A 21,975-nucleotide genomic window follows, 5' to 3' on the forward strand; every position below is an offset into this window, starting at 1 on the left:
TGAGACGGTGTCCATACTCGCATTGACAGTCCAAAATACATTCTACCGCCAAAGGAACTGTATCCAAGCAGACAGATATGGATACACTCATACACAAAAGATAATGTGCGCGAATACCCTGACCCTTCTCTGAACCATGAAAGCAGGCTAGGGTCCGGCAAACGGGAAACAGCAGAACAACGGACCACTACGCCTATGTCGACTATTGCCTCCTTGATTGCACAGGATCTCGGTTGCCGGGAATCCCAAGTCAACGCCACGATTGACCTTCTTTCTGCAGGAGCAACCATTCCTTTTATTGCCCGCTACCGCAAGGAAGCAACAGGCGGGCTGGACGATGCACAGCTCCGCTTTCTGGAAGAACGACTGGGATATTTACGTGATCTGGAGGACAGGCGAAGCACCATCCTCAAGAGCATCGACAGCCAAGGCAAACTGACCGGTGACCTGCGCGCCAGAATTGACGGTGCCGATACAAAAGCCAAGCTGGAGGATATCTACCTCCCCTATCGCCCCAAGCGCCGTACCAAAGCCACCACAGCCCGCGAAGCCGGGCTTGAGCCATTGGCCAATGCTCTTCTTGAGAATCCGGGACACGATCCTGAAACCAAGGCCCGCAGCTTTGTTGATGCTGACAAGGGAATTACAAACCCTGCAGAGGCGCTGGAAGGGGCACGCCACATCCTGATTGAACGGTTCGCTGAACACGCGGAACTCGTCGGAACCCTGCGGGAGATGATGTGGTCTGAAGGGATTTTATTCTCCAATGTTATCAAAGGGAAAAGCGACCAAGGCAACAAGTTCACGGATTACTTTGACCATCGCGAACCCGTACGCCATATAGCAGGTCACCGTGCGCTGGCCATGTTCAGGGGCGCCGCGGAAGGTGTTCTCCGCCTGTCATTACGCCACCCGGACAGTGATGAGAAGACAGGAGACAGTGAAACCTGCCTGCGTTGTATTGCCAGCTGCTTCGGCATTGGCAACAAGGGACGGGCAAGCGATCCGTGGCTTGTCGAGACCGTACGGGCCGCATGGAAAAACAAGCTGTCCGGACATATTGAAACAGACATAACCACACGCCTGCGTGAAAAAGCAGAAAAAGAAGCGATACAGGTCTTTGCTGCCAATCTGAAAGATGTGTTGATGGCAGCCCCGGCAGGTATGCGGACAACACTGGCCTTGGACCCGGGGTACCGTACAGGGGTAAAGGTCGCAGTTATCGACCAGACCGGAAAGGTGCTTGAAACAACAACAATCTACCCACATGAGCCCCGCAAACAATGGAATGAAGCGTTGGCAACACTGGGCCGCCTGGTCATCAAACATCAGGTACAGCTGATTGCGGTCGGCAACGGCACAGCAAGTCGTGAAACCGATACATTGACCACTGAACTGATCCGACAGATGCCGGAAAAGCGGGTCACCAATGTTACGGTGAGCGAGGCCGGTGCCAGTGTGTACTCTGCTTCGGCCTGGGCATCACGGGAACTGCCGGATCTTGATGTCTCGCTTCGCGGTGCGGTCTCCATAGGACGCCGCCTGCAGGATCCCCTTGCAGAACTGGTCAAGATCGACCCCAAAAGTATCGGCGTCGGCCAGTACCAGCATGATCTGTCTCAGCCGGAACTGGCCCGGGCACTGGATGTGGTTGTTGAAGATGCCGTTAACGCTGTTGGCGTGGACCTGAATACAGCCTCGGTGCCTCTCCTCAGTCGTGTGGCCGGCCTCTCGGAACGACTGGCCGAGAATATTGTCGCCTTCCGCGACAGCAACGGTGCATTCAAGAACCGTCGGACCTTGCTGAAAGTAGCGGGGCTGGGGCCAAAGACTTTTGAACAGTGCGCCGGCTTCCTGCGCATTTTCAATGGCGATGAACCCCTGGATGCATCGGCGGTTCATCCGGAAGCCTATTCCGTTGTGCAAAACATACTGACCGTTGCCAAAACGACCATCGCGCATGTGATTGGCAACCTTTCCCTGCTCCACACCTTGCGGCCGGAATCCTTTGCCAACGATCGCTTTGGTACTCCGACCGTCATTGACATTCTGAAGGAACTGGAAAAACCCGGACGCGATCCGCGACCGGAATTCAGGACAGCGCAGTTCCGTGATGGCGTGGAGAAAATGGCTGATCTTGAGCCCGGCATGATTCTGGAAGGAACCATTACCAACGTTGCCAACTTTGGGGCCTTTGTGGACATCGGTGTACACCAGGACGGGCTCATCCACATTTCCGCCTTGTCCGACCGCTTCGTCAAAGATCCAAGAAGTGTTGTAAAGGTCGGCGACGTCGTAAAAGTAAAGGTTCTGGATGTTGATCTACAACTTAAACGTATCGCGTTGACACGGCGGATGGATGAAGAACCCAGCAAGCCACGTAACCAGCCCCGGACACCCGGACTGGATGAAACCCGGAAAACACCACGGGCACATTCAAAGGACAAGGGTAACGCAACGGGTCAAAACACTGACAATGCACTCGCCCATGCCCTAACCAAAGCCGGGTGGAAGACAAAGCCGAACAAAAAGGAACCCCGGTCATGATCCGGTCTGCAAACACACCTGCCACAGACGGAAAAACGGAACGAAACCTGATCACCCCGCATGGCCTGAAGGCGTTGAAAGAAGAGTACCGCCACCTGTGGGCCGTTGAGAGACCCAAGACCGTAGAGGCCGTATGGCGGGCTGCACAAAATGGCGACCGGTCAGAAAATGGTGACTATCTGTATAACAAGAAACGCCTGCGGGAGATTGACCGACGGGTCCGCTTCTTGCTGAAACGGATAGACTGTGCAGAGGTAATCGATCCATCACGGCAAACAAACCGGTCACAGGTTTTTTTTGGTGCCACAGTGACCTTTGTCAATGAACGCGATGAAGAAAAAACCGTCACCATTCTGGGCAAGGACGAGGCAGACATGGCCACCGGCTCAATCAGCTGGCAATCCCCTGTTGCCCGGGCGTTGATGAAAGCCGGTATCGGCGACACCGTAACCGTTCGCACCCCTGCCGGCATCAGTACACTGGAAGTCCTGTCGATCGCTTATCCACGCCCGGACGGATCCTCTGAAGAGGCATGACTGGGTGACAGACAGTGACTGTGGTCTGAAAGAACCTCGATCACACGGCAGGCACGGACTGTATGGCCATTCGGGTGCTCGGACATATGCTCCAGCTCTTGCTCCAGACGCTGCAACCTGGCAATGCGGTCGCGTACACGGTGCAGGTGGCGCACGGCGATATGATCCACTTCATGGCAAGGTTTTTCCGGATGATCAGACAAACGCAAAAGCTCGCGAATGTCATCGAGGGTAAAACCAAGCTCACGGCTGTGCCTGATAAAGCTGAGACGGTCCAGATGCGCCGGCCCGTAAACACGCTGATTACCGGCAGTACGATCCGGAACAGGCATCAGACCGATCTGCTCATAGTACCGGATTGTTGGCACCTTGCAGCCACTCTGCCTGGCCAGGTACCCAATGCTGAACAGATCTTGACGCGCTCTCACACTCCGTCCTTTCGACATACAGGACAAGGCGATCAGGGTGGCCGATCAGGGCCAAGGGCACAAGAGCAAAGATAAACGGCGATACCCCACTGTTGCAGCCCGAAACCGAGTATGAAATAACGGGTACTCCTGCCGCGACAGCCGCCCAACATTGTACGGAACACCTGCACGGATGATTGTTGTTCGCAACCTTTGTCATACCTATCCGGGATCACGACGCCAGCCGCAGCGGATGGCTCTGAATAACTTGGACCTGACCGTTGAAACGGGTACCCTGTGTATCATGTCCGGCCCGAACGGCAGTGGGAAATCAAGTCTTTTTCGCATGCTGTGCGGGCTGTCACAGCCTTCTTCGGGGTCAATCCATATTGATGGATCCGACGTACTGGTCAATCCCGGGGCTGCCCGGCGTATAACAGGGGTGGTTTTCCAGAGCCCCGCACTGGACAAACAATTGTCCGTTGCCGAGAATCTTCGCCTGCATGCGCGTCTGCATGGCTTGGGGGCAGAGGACTACAGGACACGCTGTGCTCAGGCCTTGGCATGGACAGACCTCGCCAATCGACTGGATGAAAGGGTAGAAACACTTTCCGGTGGGCTGGCCCGACAGGTCGAACTTGCAAAGTGCTTGTTGACACGCCCTCGCATTCTTTTGCTGGATGAACCAACAACAGGGCTGGATCCAGCCAGCCGGCGCTCTTTCCTGAACACACTCAAACGCGTGCAGCAGGACGAAAACATAACAATCCTGATGACCAGCCATGTCTTCTCCGATGCCGATTATGCTGATACCGTGGCCATCATGCACAATGGTAGGCTTCTGGCCCATGACAGCCCGGATATGCTGAAAGCCCGGGTCGGGGCAACCATGGTGGTGATGACCCCACGTGACCCACAAGCCTTTGCGACCATCCTGTCCTCGGAATTCGGACAACCGTCATGGCGCTATGGCGACGAGCTGCGCATCGACAATACAAATGCCGACAAAGCAGCATCCTTGATCAGTGGTATTCTGGAACATTACAGCGCCGAGGTTCTGTCGATCGGGGTTCGTCAGCCGGATCTTGAGGACGTTTTCGTACACGTGACCGGCAAAAAAGTGGTTGAGCACACCAGCTTCCCCGCCCTGGAGAAAGTTCCATGAACGCACTGGTTCTTCCCGCTTGTTATCTGGCTCACCGTGAATTCATCCGCTTTATACGCCAACCGCACCGCGTTGTCGGAAGCCTGGGACAACCTCTTCTGTTCTGGCTGTTTCTTGGAACCGGGTTCTCTCCCTCCTTCCGCCCCCCAGGCATGGATGGGATCAGCTATGTGGAATACTTCTATCCCGGCGTGCTGATGATGCTGATCCTGTTTGCCTCAATCTTCTCGATCATTACAGTCATCGAGGACCGGGAGCATGGCTTTCTTCAAGGTGTGTTGACCGCGCCGGTGCCACGGATGGCAATTGTGCTGGGTAAGGTTGGTGGCGGAACCAGCATTGCCCTTTTCCAAAGCCTTATTTTGCTGTTGGCGGTTCCATTTCTGGATCTCCCCATTACAGCCAGCGGACTGCTTCTGGTCTTGCTGGCTATGGTGTTATCCGCACTGGGCTACGCCGCTCTCAGCTTTGCCATTGCATGGACCATGAAATCAACATCAGGTTTCCACGCCATCATGATGATCTTTCTGATGCCACTGTGGCTTCTGTCGGGAGCCCTGTTTCCGGTTACAGGTGCTCCGCTGTGGCTGCAGATCGTCATGATCGCCAATCCAGTTGCCCATGCCCTGACCATTATGCGCATTCCGTTCTATCAAACGGCTGCAGAATGCCTGTCCAACCCCGACTACCTGACGTCACTGTCTGTTGTAACAAGCTGGGTTGCCATTTGCTTGTGGTTGGGGGCCAAGCGCGTTGCCCACCGCGACAAGGGAATAAGTAGCGTGGCTGCTGCATCTTGAAGAGAACACGTCAATATTGGATCCGACACAGTGCATTACCCTGCCAAAATTGAAGTCGCTCACCGCCCACTGATTGACAGCCTTGTTGATCGATCACGCCCGGCTTGGGATGCTTACACCCGGCATGCTTTTGTTCGGGCACTGGGCGATGGAACTTTGCCCCGCAAGGCTTTCCTGCACTATCTCAGGCAAGATTACATCTTTCTGGTTCACTTCTCGCGGGCATGGTCCTTGGCTGCATTCAAGGCTGAAACCGTCGAGGATATACGCCAGTGCGCCTCAACCGTTCATGCCCTGACCACGTACGAAATGCCGTTGCATGTGCAGACATGTGAGGCAGAGGGCATTACCCTGTCCGATCTGGAAAAGACGGATGAAGAGGTTGCCAATATCGCCTATACCCGCTTTGTCATGGATTGCGGCCTGCGCGGTGATCTTCTGGACCTTCTGGTGGCATTGACTCCGTGTGTCTTCGGGTATGGTGCCATCGGAAATGCGCTGGCCTTACAGAACAAGGACAGGCCGTCGCAACATCCCTATGCAGACTGGATAAGAACCTACGCCAGTCCTGAATATCAGGATGTATGCCACTCGGTCAGTACTCTTCTGGACCGGGTTGCCCATAAAGCACTGGGCGATCAGCCTGACACATCACCACGCTGGACAAGCTTGGTCAGAACGTTCAATACCGCCTGCGTGCTGGAAAGCAACTTCTGGCAAATGGGCCTGAACCCGCCCTGATATCAGGCAACGGGAACCGAAGACCGCGTCGGTACACCACAGAAACGGACGGGGCTCCCGGCAGGAATGCCACTGACCATCGTATCACGCATGGCAAAAGCACCGCGCACAACCGTATGAACAGGACGTCCCGTGGCGTGAAACCCGTCAAAGGGCGTCCACCCACAGCGACTGGCAATCCAGGAATCGCTGATCGTCCAGCGCTGCTTCAAATCCACAATCGTCAGATCTGCATCATAACCAAGCGCAATCCGTCCCTTCCCGGCTATTCCAAAGACTCGCGCAGGTCCGGCACTGGTCAGATCAACAAACCGCGCAAGGGACAAACGGCCACTGGCGACATGGGTCAGCATGACCGGAACCAGTGTCTGGACACCGGTCATGCCAGATGGACTGTCGGGGTACGGGCGTGCCTTCTCGTCTAGGGTATGGGGCGCATGATCAGACCCAATGACATCGACAACACCATCCGATACAGCCTGCCACAGGGCCTCACGATGCGCCGCGTCACGGATCGGAGGGTTCATTTGCAAACGTGTGCCAAGTCTCTCGTAATCCCCGGGGCCGGCAAATGTCAGATGCTGAGGAGTCACTTCGACGGTAGCAAAATCACTGCATGCTGCCAAAAGCTGCATTTCTGCTGCCGTTGTCACGTGCAACACGTGAACCAGTCGGCGGGCCTTTCTGGCAAGTTTCAACAGACGGGTTGTTGCCAGAAGGGCAGTTTCTTCATCACGCCACGCAGGATGCATGGCAACATCGGCACCACCATTGACAATACCCCTGCGTTCTTTCAAACGCTCCTCATCCTCGCAATGAACAGCAATCCGGCGGCAACCTTGCGACAAGACATCGGCTAGGGTGTCATCATCAGCCACCAGCAGGGAGCCTGTTGACGAGCCCATAAAAACTTTGATTCCCGCACAGCCGGGGATACGCTCCAGCTCTGCCAAGTCCTGCAGATTGCCCGCTGTCGCACCAATATAGAAGGCATGATCACACCATGAACGCCCCACAGCCCTGAACAACTTGTCAGCCAAGTCTTCGGCACTGACGGTACCCGGCTGCGTATTGGGCATTTCAAAGACGGCGGTTACACCGCCAAGGACAGCGGCACGGCTGCCTGTCTCCAGATCCTCCTTTTGCTCCAGTCCTGGTTCGCGAAAATGAACCTGGCTATCAATAACACCAGGCAAGACGGTCAGGCCACCCAAGTCAACAACATGCTTCCCCCGGGCCCCCAAGGAACCAAAAGCCGCAATCCGCCCGCCCCGGATACCGATATCAGTCAGGACAGCACCGCCCGGCATCCAGACGGTCCCACCAGACAGGACAAGGTCAAAGAGTTCGCTGTTCTGGATCATCACAACACCCGGAAGATTGATTGCTGCCCGTAAGTAGCCACAGGTAGCATATACACCCAAGGTTGTCTACTGGCCACATAACCTTCCTCACGCAACTCTAGAGAGGAGATGACAAGACATGAAAAACATCACCGTCCATCGCCTGCCCCATAATATGGCGGCGATACCACAAATCCAGAAATAACAACGACCAAGCGGCAAAACGCTCCCGCCGTCCAGATGCCATAAACAAGGAGCGAACAACAGCAGGATCAGCCACGCGGCTGGCCAACTCTCCCCTGGCAACCAAGGCCCCTAACTCCTGCCCACGGGCCGCTATCCACTCCCCGACAGGCACCGTAAACCCCTTTTTGGGTGCAAACGGATTGGCCTGAGGCAAGGCATTTTCCAGCCAACGGCGCAAAATATACTTCCCCTGCCCTCCACGTATTTTAAGGGACCGTGGAAGGCGGGCCGCAACCTCGGCCACGACCGGATCCAAGAACGGCACGCGCCCTTCCATACCATGAGCCATTAAACAACGATCAAGCTTGGTCAAGAGATCGTTGGGCAACCAATCCGCACAATCAACATACTGCGCACGCAAAAGTCGATCATGAACCGTACGGTTTGCTTCTTCCTCGGATGCCTTGTAGCCGGTGCGCCATGAAGGGAAACGACCGAGATTTCCACACAACCCTTCAAACAGTCCACGACGACGCATCGCCCGGGTAAAAGGCCACGGCCGTGAAGCTGCTCGGTAACGGCCATAACCGGCGAAAAGCTCATCCCCTCCCTCACCAGACAGAACAACCGTTACATAGGGACGCGCTGCCCGCGCAAGCAACCAAACAGGGATAATGGCATAGTCGGTTGCCGGATCATCCATACAGGCAACAATCCGGGGCAAACAGTCCCAGAAGTCCCGATCGGTTACCGCCAGCTCGATATGCTCTGCCCCGACAGCTTGGGCAAGAGAACGCGCATGATCCCGTTCATCATGCACACCCGTTTCCGGAAAACCCGCCGTAAAGGCCAAAACCGGGCGCTCGTTCAGACGGGACATCAAGGCGAGGAGAGCCGCACTGTCAACACCTCCGGACAGGAACATGCCATAAGGCACATCAGATCGTTGGTGCACGGCAACACTGTCCGTCAAAGCCTGATCCAAAGCCCGAAGAGCTTCTTCTTCCGTTTCAAGAGGAGGCTGGCTGCTGCGTAACGGCAGGGACTGGCGGCAGCTGTCAACAATACGCCCCTTGCGGATCATGATCATCTCGCCGGGAAGCAGACGACGAATACCGTCAAACAGCGTCCGACTTCCCGTTGTGAACTGTAGATTTAGTAACTCACCAGCAGCATCTGCGCACAGAGACGGAGCCACAAAACCACCCGCAACCAGCGCCTGAGCCTCGGACGCAAAGGCGACGCCATCAGCATGCTCAACCACATATAGCGGCTTGATCCCGAATGGATCCCGCCCAAGCAGCAGCATATCGTCCGCAGAATCATACAAGGCAAAGGCAATCATGCCCCGTAAAGAAGACGGAAATGAATGGCCCTGGCAATCATACAGGGCGAGAAGACTCTCGCAGTCCGAACCCGTACGGAAAGGAGCGGCTGGCATATCCTTGCGGACAGATGGATCATTGTAAATCTCGCCATTGGCGACCAGAACGCGGCCACCAGGCCAGAACAGTGGCTGGTCACCACCAGCAGGATCAATAATGGCCAAGCGAGTGTGCACCAACCCGACAGGGCCATCAACATGCACGTGAACACCATCGGGACCGCGGTGAGCCAAGGCATCGGCCATAGCTCTCAGCCCAGCCTCCGGCACCGCCCCATGGGCGGCAGAAAAACCTGCTATGCCACACATCAGGCCGACACCCGGGCAAAAAAGTCCCTGTACTTGCCGACAACAATGCTTTCGGTGAACTCTTCCGTGAAACTTTTACGCCCCTCTTCAGCAAGGCGCGCCAGAAGGTCACGATCACGCAGGGCCTGACGAATAGCATCCGCCATCGCATCAACATCATCCACCGGGGTTAAAAGCCCATTCACGCCATGCTTGATCAGTGCTGCCGGTCCCTGACTTGCAGCAGCAAGAACAGGCCGCCCTTGCGCCCAGGCCTCCAGCACAACGTTCCCCAAGGGCTCGTGGCGCGAAGGGCATACAAACAGGTCGCACGAGGCATGAAAAGCCGGGGCATCATCGCGCCATCCCAAGAAACGAACACGCGGGCGTACACCGACCTCATAGGCCAGTGCCTCCAGGCGTTCCCGCTCAGGCCCATCACCAGCAATCCATAGATACACGTCTGACAAACGCGCAAACGCACGGATCAGGGTATCAAACCCCTTGTTTTCGTGCAGACGCCCCAGTGCAAAAACAATAGGCACACGGTCAGGGGTATAAAATTCAGCGCGATTGACCGGCGGCGCCGTACGTTCATCAACGAAGTTGGGTAGATAGTGGGCTCGCTCTACCGGCCAACCATGACTTGTCACATAGTCAACAAGGTCACGGGTATTGCATACCAGATGATCACACGACTGATAATACTTCAGGTCGTAGTAGCCACCCAAGCGGCCAACATGCACGAACGGAACAGAGATCTGCGTTCTGGACGGACAAAAAGACGTTGCCCTGTTCATCCAAGTCAGCACAACTGCCGGCTGGAATCTCTCAATTTCCCGACGGAAAGCACGGCGTGTAGAAAAATCAAACCGCCCGCCAAAACCAAGAGCCACCGGATCAAGGCCCCCCTCACGCAGGCGGGCCATTCTGTTGCTGTCCGGACGCAAGAGTATGTGCTGCTGGACACCCGCACGATGAAGGGCCAGAACAAGCCGCTCAAAAAACAGCTCCGCTCCACCATTCGGGGCACCGGCCATAGCCTGCAGGATCCGAAGATTTACCATCTGTGGCACACAACTCCTGTCATCATACGGACGGCTCGCCTCCTGCAAGAGACGCTCAAACCTCTTCCGTTTCCTCCATGGCCTTTATGTACGAAAGCAGCGGATACAGCGCCGTACACAAGGCCACAACCAACCCCATACGCCCCTCACGATACCCCTTGCGGAACAGATAGACCCGTAAAAAACGCGATAGTGCCGAGCGGATAGCCCCGGCCAGAGACCCTGCTTGGCCGGATTCCCGCAGGTCAACAGCACGCGCTGAAGTATACCGGTCAAGACGGTGCAGCATATCGGAAATATTGCGATCGACATAGTGCAACAGCGGAGTTGTCAGAGCCGGACCGCGCGTACCAGACCATTGAAGGGCCGGGTGAACCCTCTGCCGACCCCATATTTTCACGCCACGCCGGAAGAGTGCCGGACACCCTGCCTTCCCGAAACTGGATCCCCACCCATGACGAACCAAGCGTGTGCCAATGTAATTGTCGACGGGAACAACGTGCCAGTCGAAAAGGGAGGATGCAATGACGGCACGAATTTCAGCAGCCAAGGCAGACGATACGTGCTCGTCTGCATCCACTTCCAGAATCCAGTCTCCACGGCATGCCTCTATGCCCGCATTCCGACGATCGCCTTCAACCGGCCAGGCGCCCTCTATTATCTTGGCCCCGGCAGAGCGGGCAATATCAGCCGAACGATCGGTACACCGATCAAGAACGACGACAATCTCGTCGGCAAATGTCAAACGCTCTAGGCACGCTGGCAGACGCTCTTCCTCATTATGAACAACAACCAAGGCTGAAAGCCGGGGCAATTCCTTCATGACCGGGTACGCCTCCACAGCTGACAGGCGGCATCAAAAACACTCTCGACAGCAAGGCCATCCATTAACGTCCCCGTTTTGCGATGGTCAAACCCGGGAGGATAGATGGTCTGAAGGGTTTCCGGCGTACGAACAAACGCCGCATTAGGCCCCCATGGACCGTACAGGCACTCATCACTGGGGCCAAAGAGACCAAGTGTCGGGATACCGGCAGCAGCAGCCATATGCATCAGCGCGCTGTCATTGCCAACATAGAAAGAACAGCGCCGGAGACAAGCCGCCGCAACAGGAAGAGACAAACGGCCAACAAGATCAAGACAACGATCCGATGGAAGGGTACGGGCAACCTGCTCTGCCTGGTGGCGTTCATCCGGTGCACCGAAAAGGGCAACGCGCGCCCCAGGCAGGATACCATCCGGTGCCGTCAGGCGCGCAACAAGTTCTGCGAAACGCTCGGCACGCCAGATCTTGGCAGGCCAGTTTGCAGCCGGCCCGACGGCCAGCACTGGTAACCCCTCGGGAATGAGTTGACATGCTTCCTGCTCATCCTCACCTGTGGTCCACAAAACAGGCAAAGGAGGATCATCCGCCAAACCAACAAGAGCACCGGCAGCCCGAACTCGATGAAGCGCTGCGGTATCACGACTGGAAACCAGTCGCCGCCCTACAACCGGCAAGCACCATGCCAAGGCTGAACGACGCAGATCAACCACGACATCCCAGCGGGTTGTGGCAACCTGTCGCCATAAATCCAGCCAATGCCCGCCCCAACGGCGCTTATCCATGATGATCAGGCGTTCCAGCTCAGGCAAACCCGAGAACAGAGGGGCCGCCAAAGGGCCACAGGCAACAGTGACCCGAACCCCCGGCATAACCCCAACCAAATGAGCCAGAAGACCAGAAGACAGAACCGCATCCCCGATCCGGGTCGAGGTGACAAACAACAAACGGCTCATACACAAACCTCGGCGGCAAGAGTCTCAAGAAAAACAGCCGCATCATTCCATGATCGATGGCGGAACGATGCCCCTGCTGCTGCAGACAAACCAGAAAACACACCATCATCCTGCAAAATCTGCACGGCCACGCCAGCCAAGGCTGCATCATCGGGGACACAATACCCGGATACACCATTCTCTATACGGTCAACAGCCCCCCCAGCCGGTCCAACAACAGCTGGAACGCCACAGGCTTGACTTTCGGCCAGCGTCCAGCAGCACATATCATCATCACACGTAGGGTAAAGATGTAGCCGAGCTCGGGACCAGAGAGTGGCCAGATCAAGGTCGCCGGGCGGAAGACAGACTTCAACACCCTTGATGGCCAAAGCCTCAACGCGCTCAAACAGGGGCCTCAGAACCACAGGCACATAATCCGGACCGGATCCAAGGAGACGCGACACGACCAACAACCTTGCCCCGGGAACATGGGGCCTGATCTGGTCACACCAAATATCCAGAAGGCGGTCCAGCCCACGTTGCGGATGCGTGGTAACAACCGCGACAGGATCAATAGAGGCAGGCACTCCCGTACCCCGGCCCAAGAAGGGGGAGCGAACCCCAACCGGCATAATCCAAGCGGGATCGTCTCCACTCCAACGGCGATGCTGAGCAGCACCACAAAACAGAACGCCCGCCCTCGTAGCCAGGATACGCGCCTGCACAGCTGGATGCACCATATATTCAGGTGATGCCGTAACCCAGAGCAACTGCCGCCGCGCCGACACCTGACCCAGCAAAGCTGGATTCCGGAAGGCAACAGAAACATCTGCCACAAGGTCTGTCGCCTCGCCTACAGGGACGTAGGCTATCCCGTTGCATTCAATGCGCCGGGATACACGACAAGCAACAGAAACCCCGTGCCCACGGGCGGACAAGGCATCAGCCAGCCCGTGCAAAGCCTTCTCCGCACCACCCAAAGCATGATGATCGGGGGAGAAAACACTGTAATCAGCAGTGCCATCAAGAAAGCAAAAGCGCATGTCCAAGAAAACAGCCGGGTGACCAACGAATGCTTTTGCTTATAAGAGGTTGCACACCAGATTACCAGCCCCGGTCAACCGACCGACCGAAAAACACGGCCGACAGGACTTTTCTCTTGCTTGACTCCATAAGCCCGCCCACATAATCAGGGCATAATCACAGAACTGACAGGCCTGAGACCACGAATGTCACCAGAAACTGCTCCGTTTCATGAGCTTGCTCACCGAGGCGCCCTGATCTTGTCCGGCGATGACCATCGCACCTTCCTGCAGGGTCTGGTTTCTGCCGACATTCGTACGGTTACGGAAAACCACAGCGCGTGGACAGCCCTGCTGACCCCACAGGGAAAATTCTTGCATGAATTCTTCATTTATCAGCATGGCAGCACCCTGCTGCTGGAGGGAGAGCGGGAACGACTGGAAGACCTGCAGACACGCCTCCTGCGCTATCGGCTTCGCGCCAGGGTCACCTTGGAATCCGCACCGGACCTAGCCGTCTTTGGTACCCTGCCACCATTTCATGGGCCACTGAAGAACCTGAACCATGCAGGCGATACCACCGCATTCGGGGATGGTATCGCCTGCATGGACCCGCGCCTGCCAGCCGGTGGTATACGCATCGTTGCATCGCGCCAGGCCATTTCAGAGACAGGGCTGCCCACAACTGACATGGCCGAAGCCGCATGGGAGCAAAACCGCATACGCAACGGCCTGCCTGATGGTAGCCGGGACATAGAACCCGAGAAAGGCTTCCTGCTGGAATATGGCTTCGATGAACTGGGCGGTGTTGATTTTCGCAAGGGCTGCTACGTTGGCCAGGAAACAACCGCCCGCATGAAGTGGAAGCACCTGACAAAGAAACGCCTTGTCCCCCTGCGCGGGGAAGGTAAAACCATGCCACAAAGCAACAGCCCGATAACTCTGCCTGATGGTCAGGTAGTTGGCGCTATACGCAGCAGCACGCCTGATGAGACCGGAACAGGCTTTCTTACGATGGGTGTTGTACGCTTGGATGCCATCCAGGCGACTGATTTATGCTGCAACACCATGCGCCTGAAACCCTGCCCTCCGGCTTGGCTGCGCCTTCCGGACAACCGCTGAGGCAAGGCTAACAGAGGCTGGTTAATCCAGTTTGCGTGACAAGGCATTGAGAAGGGAAATGACGACCCGGCTTGCCTCATGCAGTTCATCAAGGTGTACAAGTGCGTTGTCACGCTCTCCGGAATACCACGCCTGAAGTGCTTTCCGGGCTTCAGCATGAACCGTGGCGTGGGGACCCTCCAGGGCAGCATACTCCGGCAACGCCTTGATTCTTTGATCATCCAAGGCATCATACCAACGCCCCAGGCGACAGCTATGGTGATCCGGAACGTCTGTGGGCTGCCACTCCCCATTGCCCATCAGAACATCAACAACCCTCTTCTTGAACAGAATATGGTCAACGCGGGCCATTTCGCACAATCCCTGTGCCGATCCCTCGACGAACCACTCCTTGGCACTTTTGCTGACGGCAGCATTACTGGAGTGGATACTGTCTGCAACCTTTGTCACCAAGCTCACATTGTCACGCGACATTTCTGCAACGGCCGTAATACTGCGGGCAATTTCACCCGTTGCCTCCTTCTGCTGCCCCAGTATTGTATTAATCTCCTGCATTTGCCGTGCTGCCTCTGTCACCTGTGACGATACGGCGTGCATTTTCTCCTGGATGGACTCGATCGCAGAACGCCCCATGTCAACAGCACGGGTGGAACGTGCCATCGTTTCACGGATGGTTGTCATGCCAACACGCAAGGCATCAATACGACGGGTAATATCTTCCGTAGCCCGCGCTGTCTGATTGGCAAGCGTCTTCACTTCGTTTGCCACGACAGCAAAGCCCTTGCCCATCTCACCGGCACGGGCTGCCTCGATCGTAGCATTCAGGGCCAGCAGATTCGTCTGGCTTGCAATGGCCTCAATCACAACCAGAATTTCACCGATCTGCTCGGAAGCCGTCGACAGATCACTCACACTCAAGGCTGTTTGCTCAACGGCCCCCGCAATATCCCTGATCGCATTCCGTGCCCTTTCGACATCACTGACCCCTTCCCTGACCAAGGCATCCGCGGCAGATGCCTCACCCGAGGCGGTGCCACTGTTGCGGGCAATTTCCTCGACACTGGCCAGAAGTTCGGTCGCAGCAGAGGAAATAGCTTCACCCGAACTGCTGGTAATATGCGAATTGCGAGACAGTGATGCCAAAACAACGGCAGCATCATTGACATCGGCAGCTGTATCAGCCATCTGCCGCAGAATAAGAATGGAATGCGCATCCTTTGCTGCAGAAGGTATAGCCTGCACACTCTCGCTGCCTGAGGACCCCATCAGATCAGGCACAATACGTCCGTGCAGGCTGCGGATCGCAGCATCACAACGGGACGGACGAAAGCGGAACTGACGGGCAAGGGCAGACGAGGCCATGGATAAAAACATGGATGTTGCCAAACGATAAACCGGATCCTGCGGAAGATGCGGTGCGGGATACTCCGTCACACCAACCGACAACAGCCCATCCCAACGGGCGCGGAAGGAGGACACACCCGAAGATCCACCCACCGCATCAGATGAAATATGGGCCAAAACAGCATCAGAAACCGCAAGTACAACACGCGCGGCATCCTGCAATCCACGTTCAGTAACCCATGCCTCTGTACCCAATGTGTCTTTATGGCTGGAAAGGCTTGTCATATCAGGTGTCCGCTTTACTGCCACACGCCAAAGGCAGGTGCAACACCCGCCCACAGAAATCACTGTGACACAGCGGAAACCAAGCAACAAACGGGATGCATACCAGCTTGACTATTCCGCCAAGACAACACAGCGCACCCTCTTGAGCGCCCCATCACGCCGTACTGTCTGCAAGCTCCTTATGTCCGTTCCCTATACGACGGCAGGCCGAACGTGCTGCAGCCAAGCGTGCAATGGGAACGCGATACGGAGAGCACGACACGTAGTCAAGGCCAACACCCTCGAAAAATTCTATCGAATCCGGATCGCCACCGTGTTCCCCGCACACACCGACCTTCAACCCGGGATGAGCCGTACGCCCACGAGCCGTTGCAATCTTGACAAGCTCCCCCACTCCTTCGCAGTCTATCGACACGAATGGATCCTTGGCATAAACACCATGCCGGTGATAGGCATCCATGAAGTGAGCTGCATCATCGCGCGATATTCCCAGGGCAGTCTGGGTCAGGTCGTTGGTTCCAAAACTGAAGAATTCAGCATCATCAGCAAGATCACCTGCACGTAGAGCTGCGCGTGGCAGCTCTATCATAGTGCCAACCTTGTAAGGAATCGTCTTCCCACACCGGTCAAAGACATCCTTGGCAGCTTGGTCAACAATCGCTTTTGTCAGCTCCAGTTCGCGGCGGGTTGCAACAAGGGGAATCATCACTTCCACCATGGACGGTGCATCCTTGGGAGAAACCTCAACCGCAGCCTCAAAAATAGCCTGACACTGCATTGCATAAATTTCAGGGAAAGTAATCCCCAGACGACAGCCGCGATGCCCCAACATGGGATTGGACTCAGCCATCTGGGCAATGGCTTGGCGTACAGTACGCACGTCAACGCCCGCAGAGTCAGCTACCTCCTGAATATCAGCATCTGTATGAGGCAAAAACTCGTGCAGGGGTGGATCCAGCAAGCGTATCGTGACCGGAAGCCCGTGCATAATACGGAAGATCTCGATAAAATCAGCCCTCTGGTACGGACGCAGAAGATCCAGCGCCTGGCGTCGGCCATCCTCATCCCGGGCCAGGATCATCTGACGTACATGCACAATGCGTCCAGGCTCAAAGAACATATGTTCTGTACGGCAAAGACCAATCCCTTCAGCCCCGAAACTACGAGCCACGCGCGCGTCAGCAGGCGTTTCCGCATTGGCACGGACGCCCATACGGCGGATGCTGTCCGCCCACTCCATCAAAAGAGAAAAGTCTTTTCCCAGATCCGGGCGAACCATGGGAACAGCCCCGTGAATAACCTGACCGGTCGAGCCATCCAGCGTCAGGATATCTCCCTCCCGGATTTCCCGTCCCAGCACGGTCATCACACGATCTGTGACATTGATCCGCACAGCTCCGGCCCCGGCAACGCAGGGACGCCCCATGCCACGGGCAACCACAGCCGCATGACTGGTCATCCCCCCACGGGATGTCAGAACACCTTCGGCCACATGCATGCCGCCAATATCTTCCGGACTGGTTTCAACACGCGCCAGAATAACTTTCTCCCCCCGGCGAACCCATGCTTCTGCATCGGCTGCGCTAAAGACCAGTTTACCCGAAGCAGCCCCCGGGCTGGCCGGCAAGCCCGTTGTCAGAACATCACGGATAGCCCGTGGATCAAGCATCGGATGCAGAAGCTGGTCAACCTGCCCCGGATCAACCCGCATCACGGCCTCTTCACGCGTGATCAGCCCCTCACGTGCAAGATCAACCGCAATCTTCAAGGCAGCAGCAGGTGTACGCTTGCCTGTCCGGGTTTGCAGCATCCACAGCACCCCGCGCTGGACTGTAAACTCAATATCCTGCATGTCGCGATAATGCTTTTCCAGAATACGGCGTATCGCATCCAGCTGACAAAATACGTCTGGCATAAGCTCTTCCAAGGCAGGAAGATCAGATTGATTGGCCTGCTTTCCCCGAATTGTCAGATGCTGTGGCGTCCGGATGCCAGCCACGACATCCTCTCCTTGGGCGTTGACCAGATATTCTCCGAAAAACGTATCGTCACCGGTCGACGGATCACGCGTAAAGGCAACACCGGTCGCACAGTCACTCCCCATGTTGCCAAACACCATAGCCTGCACATTGACAGCCGTTCCCCACGCCTCCGGAATATCGTGCAAACGGCGGTAGGTTATGGCGCGCTGGTTCATCCAGCTGGAGAAGACAGCACCAATTGCGCCGCGTAGCTGATCGTACGGGTCATCCGGAAAAGGCACGCCAGAACGCTGCTCTACCAGAGCTTTGTATGAACCCAAGAGCTCTTTCCAATCCTCTGCCTGAAGATCGGTATCAAGGACATAGCCACGATCAGCCTTGAGATCTTCCAGCAGTTCCTCAAAATAGTGATGTCCAATACCCAGAACGACATCGGAATACATCTGCACAAAACGGCGATAGCTATCCCATGCGAAACGCGCATCGCCAGATGTTTCAATCAGACCAAGAACCGTATCGTCATTCAGGCCAAGATTAAGAATGGTATCCATCATGCCGGGCATGGAAGCACGGGCCCCCGACCGAACCGACAACAGAAGCGGCTGTTTCCGGTCCCCGAAAGACGCCCCCATAATAGAGGCAATATGGGCAACTCCTGCCTCGATAGCATCATCCAGGCCAGCAGGATACGTACGACCATTGGCATAGTAAAACGTACACACGTCAGCCGTAATAGTAAAACCGGGAGGAACCGGAAGCCCGATCGCAGCCATCTCGGCCAGATTGGCACCCTTTCCGCCCAGCAGATCCTTCATGCCGGCACGTCCCTCGGTCCGTCCACCACCAAACATATAGATCCACTTGGACATCCTTGCGCCCCTTGTCCTGCCTGACTTCCTGTCTACCCGATATGACACCCGGGCTTCACCTTGAAAAAATGGCCGGGACAAGCCCGGCCACGTCTCTACACCACGGCTTCGGCAACCGGGCCGCTTCCCTCAACCAATGCCAAATCTGCGAGGCCAGTTGTTACCGCACCGACGGCTGACAAAAGTCGCAACCGATTGCGGCGTAAATCAGGATCGGAATCATTCACCGTCACATTCTCAAAGAAAGCATCAACCGGCCCACGCAACCCCGCAACCAAGGCAGCCACCTTCTGGTAGTCCTCAGCATCCAGGGCCTGATGAATGCCAGGTTCTGTCGCCGACAACACAGCGGCAAGAGCTTTTTCCTCATCCATGACCAAAGACCGAACATCAACAGGCCCGGTATGCGGCCCGTCTTTCCGATCTTCTATACGGACAATGTTCGTCGCACGCCGCCACGCGGCAAGCAGATTGGCACCATCATCCGAACGCAACAAACCGGAAAGGGCTTCTACGCGCTTCACAAGCCTGACCAGATCATCCTCGTGACCAAGGGAGAGAACCGCTGACACCAAGTCATGCCGCAAGCCTTTCTCTCTGAGAAAAACCTTTAATCGTTCCGCAAAGAACGCCATCAGATCTGTGGCCAAGACATCCGACGACGCAACACGCGGCACACTGTAAGCATCCAGCGCCTTGAGGAATACAGCACGCAATGGCAGGCGCAAGCCATTCTCCAGAACAAGCCGAATAACCCCCAGAGCTGCCCTGCGCAGGGCAAACGGGTCTTTTGATCCGGTTGGTTTCTCGTCAATGCTCCAGAAGCCAGCCAAGGTATCAATCTTGTCCGACAAGGCAATGCATACCGAAACCGGAGCTGACGGGCAACGATCCGACGGCCCCTGCGGGCTGTAATGCTCCGCAACGGCATCAGCCACAGCATCTGGCTCTCCGTCAGCCCGGGCATAATAACGCCCCATGACACCCTGTAGCTCGGGAAACTCACCGACCATACCAGTAGACAGGTCAGCTTTGGCCAGAAAAGCAGCACGATCCACAAGAGCGATGTCTGCCCCCATGTACCCGGCAATCATTGCAGCCAAGGAACGGATACGCCCTACCTTCTCCCACTCTGTACCAAGGCGGGCATGAAAAATCCGTTCCCGCAGCGTATCAACACGTGCATCCAGACGGACCTTGCGATCCTGGTCCCAGAAAAAACGGGCATCTGACAAACGCGCGCGGAGGACACGCTCGTTACCAGAAACAACCTGCTGCCCTCCATCCTCTGTTTCCATATTGGAGACAACAACAAACCGTGGAGCAAGCGAACCATTATCCTGAACAGTGGAGAAATATTTCTGGTGTGCCCGCATGGACGTTGTCAGAACCTCGGCCGGCAGATCCATAAAGACATCTTCGATGGCTCCACTCAGCACAACGGGCCATTCAACCAACCCCGTAACTTCCCGCAACAGGGCGGCATCCTCTTTCAGGCGAACCCCGTGACGATTGGCCAGAGCTGTGGCCGCAGCCTCTATCAAGGCAGAGCGGCGCGCCGGATCCAGAACAACCTTGGCGGCGGCCAGTTTCTCAAAATAGTCCGCAGGACCTGTAACCGAGAAAACGGCAGGCGCATGGAAGCGATGCCCCCGCGTTACGTTACCGGCAACAAGACCAGCAAAAGAGACCGGAACCACCTCGGCCCCGAAGAGACACAGAATAGAATGCAACGGACGAACCCAGCGCTGCGGCCCAGTCCCCCAGCGCATCGACTTTGGCCACGGAAAAGAAGCCAAGGCCCCTTCGATAGCCTCTTTAAGGACCGATGACATAGGCCGCCCGTGGCTGCAAACAACAGCAAACAAAAACGTTCCCTTGGGCGTTTCACGCTTCTCGCATTGATCCAGGGTTACACCGTTGGCCACCAGGAAACCCTGTATCGCCTTTTCCGGTGCATCAACACGCGGCCCGCGCCGCTCCTCCGAGACATCCGGCGTAGCCTCGGGCAGGCCATCAATAACCAGCGTCAACCGGCGTGGTGTCACGTATGTCTGCGTCTCCGGAGCAGAGAAGCCCGCTTTCTGCAGCCCGTCACAAACCAGACGCTCCAAGGCCTCAGCCGCAGCAGCCTGCATACGGGCCGGTATTTCCTCGGACAGCAGCTCGAGCAAAAGGGACTGCGCCATGATATCAGCCCTCCACAGCAACAAGATGGCCACGCGCTTTCAACCATCCTTCACAGCACGCCTTGGCCAAAGCCCGCACGCGACCAATGTAGGCTGCCCGTTCTGTCACAGAAATGACCCCGCGCGCATCCAGAAGGTTGAAACGATGTGATGCCTTGATGCACTGGTCATAAGCCGGTAGCGGCAATCCGGCAGCCAACAGGGACTGACATTCTTTTTCAGCGTCACGGAAGTGATTCAACAGCATGGTGGTATCGGCATACTCAAAGTTATGGGCTGAATATTCGACCTCGGCCTGGTGGAAAATGTCGCCATAGGTTACGCCAGCCCCGTTGAAATCCAGGTCATAGACATTCTCGACCCCCTGGATGTACATCGCCAAGCGCTCCAGACCGTACGTAATTTCGGCCGGAACCGGGTTACACTCGAAGCCTCCAACCTGCTGGAAGTAGGTAAACTGGGTCACCTCCATCCCGTCACACCACACTTCCCACCCCAGGCCCCAAGCCCCGAGCGTCGGGCTTTCCCAGTCATCCTCGACAAACCGGATGTCATGTTTCATAGGATCAATGCCCAGTGCCCGGAGAGAGTCCAGGTAAAGCTCCTGGATATTGTCCGGGGACGGCTTCATGATGACCTGAAACTGATAGTAATGCTGCAAGCGGTTGGGATTTTCGCCGTAGCGCCCGTCCGTCGGGCGGCGTGAAGGTTGCACATACGCGGCATTCCAAGGGTCTGGCCCCAGAGCTCTCAAGGTTGTTGCGGGATGGAAGGTCCCCGCCCCCACCTCCATGTCATAGGGCTGAAGGATCGCGCAGCCGTGACCGGCCCAGAATTGCTGGAGGGTAAGAACAAGCTGCTGGAAACTGGGGGATTTGGACAAAGGGCCTAGTGCGGGCATACGACAAGGTTCCGGGGGGTACAATACCACAGGGTT

The 21,975-nt window shown here is 56.2% G+C and carries 17 protein-coding genes; 6 read left to right on the forward strand and 11 right to left on the reverse strand.

Features of this window, described 5'->3' with window-relative positions:
• Positions 1-195: 195 nt before the first annotated feature.
• Positions 196-2,547: a Tex family protein gene (locus tag HEQ60_RS05425; protein ID WP_168070294.1), complete on the forward strand. Its 2,352-nt coding sequence runs from the start codon at positions 196-198 to the stop codon at positions 2,545-2,547.
• Positions 2,544-3,083 (forward strand): transcription elongation factor GreB, encoded by a 540-nt coding sequence (gene greB, locus HEQ60_RS05430; RefSeq protein ID WP_168070296.1) that lies wholly within the window; start codon positions 2,544-2,546, stop codon positions 3,081-3,083. The genes HEQ60_RS05425 and greB overlap by 4 nt, the downstream gene beginning before the upstream one ends.
• Here greB and HEQ60_RS05435 read toward each other — a convergent pair.
• Positions 3,047-3,493, reverse strand: coding sequence for a MerR family transcriptional regulator (locus HEQ60_RS05435; RefSeq protein ID WP_168070423.1), 447 nt, complete (start codon positions 3,491-3,493; stop codon positions 3,047-3,049). The genes greB and HEQ60_RS05435 overlap by 37 nt on opposite strands.
• A gap of 190 nt (positions 3,494-3,683) precedes the next feature.
• Between HEQ60_RS05435 and HEQ60_RS05440 the strand changes: the two genes are divergently transcribed.
• The 3 genes from HEQ60_RS05440 to tenA are packed head-to-tail and all read left to right on the forward strand — an operon-like array spanning position 3,684 to position 6,196.
• Complete coding sequence (locus tag HEQ60_RS05440; protein WP_168070298.1) at positions 3,684-4,655, forward strand: ABC transporter ATP-binding protein; 972 nt, start codon at positions 3,684-3,686, stop codon at positions 4,653-4,655.
• Positions 4,652-5,455, forward strand: a complete 804-nt coding sequence (locus HEQ60_RS05445; protein WP_168070300.1) for an ABC transporter permease — start codon at positions 4,652-4,654, stop codon at positions 5,453-5,455. The genes HEQ60_RS05440 and HEQ60_RS05445 overlap by 4 nt, the downstream gene beginning before the upstream one ends.
• A 30-nt stretch (positions 5,456-5,485) precedes the next feature.
• The gene (tenA, locus tag HEQ60_RS05450; protein WP_209315424.1) at positions 5,486-6,196 is read left to right on the forward strand and encodes a thiaminase II; all 711 of its coding nucleotides are present in this window, start codon (positions 5,486-5,488) and stop codon (positions 6,194-6,196) included.
• Between the two features lie 2 nt (positions 6,197-6,198).
• Here the strand turns inward: tenA and HEQ60_RS05455 are convergent, their stop codons facing one another.
• From HEQ60_RS05455 to HEQ60_RS05480, 6 genes are all read right to left on the reverse strand, one after another.
• Entirely contained in the window at positions 6,199-7,560 is a 1,362-nt protein-coding gene (locus HEQ60_RS05455) for a dihydroorotase (protein WP_168070303.1), read from the reverse strand.
• A gap of 97 nt (positions 7,561-7,657) precedes the next feature.
• Positions 7,658-9,418: an asparagine synthase (glutamine-hydrolyzing) gene (gene asnB, locus HEQ60_RS05460; protein ID WP_168070305.1), complete on the reverse strand. Its 1,761-nt coding sequence runs from the start codon at positions 9,416-9,418 to the stop codon at positions 7,658-7,660.
• Positions 9,418-10,464: a glycosyltransferase gene (locus HEQ60_RS05465; protein ID WP_168070308.1), complete on the reverse strand. Its 1,047-nt coding sequence runs from the start codon at positions 10,462-10,464 to the stop codon at positions 9,418-9,420. The genes asnB and HEQ60_RS05465 overlap by 1 nt, the downstream gene beginning before the upstream one ends.
• A 55-nt stretch (positions 10,465-10,519) precedes the next feature.
• Complete coding sequence (locus HEQ60_RS05470; protein ID WP_168070310.1) at positions 10,520-11,287, reverse strand: glycosyltransferase family 2 protein; 768 nt, start codon at positions 11,285-11,287, stop codon at positions 10,520-10,522.
• On the reverse strand, positions 11,284-12,243 hold the full coding sequence (locus HEQ60_RS05475; RefSeq protein WP_168070312.1) for a glycosyltransferase family 9 protein: 960 nt from the start codon (positions 12,241-12,243) through the stop codon (positions 11,284-11,286). The genes HEQ60_RS05470 and HEQ60_RS05475 overlap by 4 nt, the downstream gene beginning before the upstream one ends.
• Entirely contained in the window at positions 12,240-13,268 is a 1,029-nt protein-coding gene (locus HEQ60_RS05480; protein WP_168070314.1) for a glycosyltransferase, read from the reverse strand. The genes HEQ60_RS05475 and HEQ60_RS05480 overlap by 4 nt, the downstream gene beginning before the upstream one ends.
• A 186-nt stretch (positions 13,269-13,454) precedes the next feature.
• On the opposite strand from HEQ60_RS05480, the gene HEQ60_RS05485 reads away from it, so the two are divergent.
• A complete protein-coding gene (locus tag HEQ60_RS05485; protein WP_168070316.1) occupies positions 13,455-14,369 on the forward strand; it encodes a YgfZ/GcvT domain-containing protein in 915 nt (304 codons plus the stop codon).
• 21 nt (positions 14,370-14,390) lie between these two features.
• On the opposite strand, the gene HEQ60_RS05490 is transcribed toward HEQ60_RS05485, so the two are convergent.
• The 4 genes from HEQ60_RS05490 to HEQ60_RS05505 form a co-directional block, all read right to left on the reverse strand.
• On the reverse strand, positions 14,391-15,998 hold the full coding sequence (locus HEQ60_RS05490) for a methyl-accepting chemotaxis protein (protein ID WP_168070318.1): 1,608 nt from the start codon (positions 15,996-15,998) through the stop codon (positions 14,391-14,393).
• Positions 15,999-16,152: 154 nt separating this feature from the next.
• A complete protein-coding gene (gene ppdK / locus HEQ60_RS05495; RefSeq protein WP_168070319.1) occupies positions 16,153-18,849 on the reverse strand; it encodes a pyruvate, phosphate dikinase in 2,697 nt (898 codons plus the stop codon).
• Between the two features lie 95 nt (positions 18,850-18,944).
• Positions 18,945-21,038: a glycine--tRNA ligase subunit beta gene (glyS, locus tag HEQ60_RS05500; RefSeq protein WP_168070427.1), complete on the reverse strand. Its 2,094-nt coding sequence runs from the start codon at positions 21,036-21,038 to the stop codon at positions 18,945-18,947.
• 4 nt (positions 21,039-21,042) lie between these two features.
• A complete protein-coding gene (locus HEQ60_RS05505) occupies positions 21,043-21,921 on the reverse strand; it encodes a glycine--tRNA ligase subunit alpha (RefSeq protein ID WP_168070438.1) in 879 nt (292 codons plus the stop codon).
• Between the last annotated feature and the right edge of the window lie 54 nt (positions 21,922-21,975).

It is taken from the genome of Haematospirillum sp. H1815, assembly GCF_012102705.1.
Classification (GTDB): Bacteria; Pseudomonadota; Alphaproteobacteria; order Rhodospirillales; family Rhodospirillaceae; genus Haematospirillum.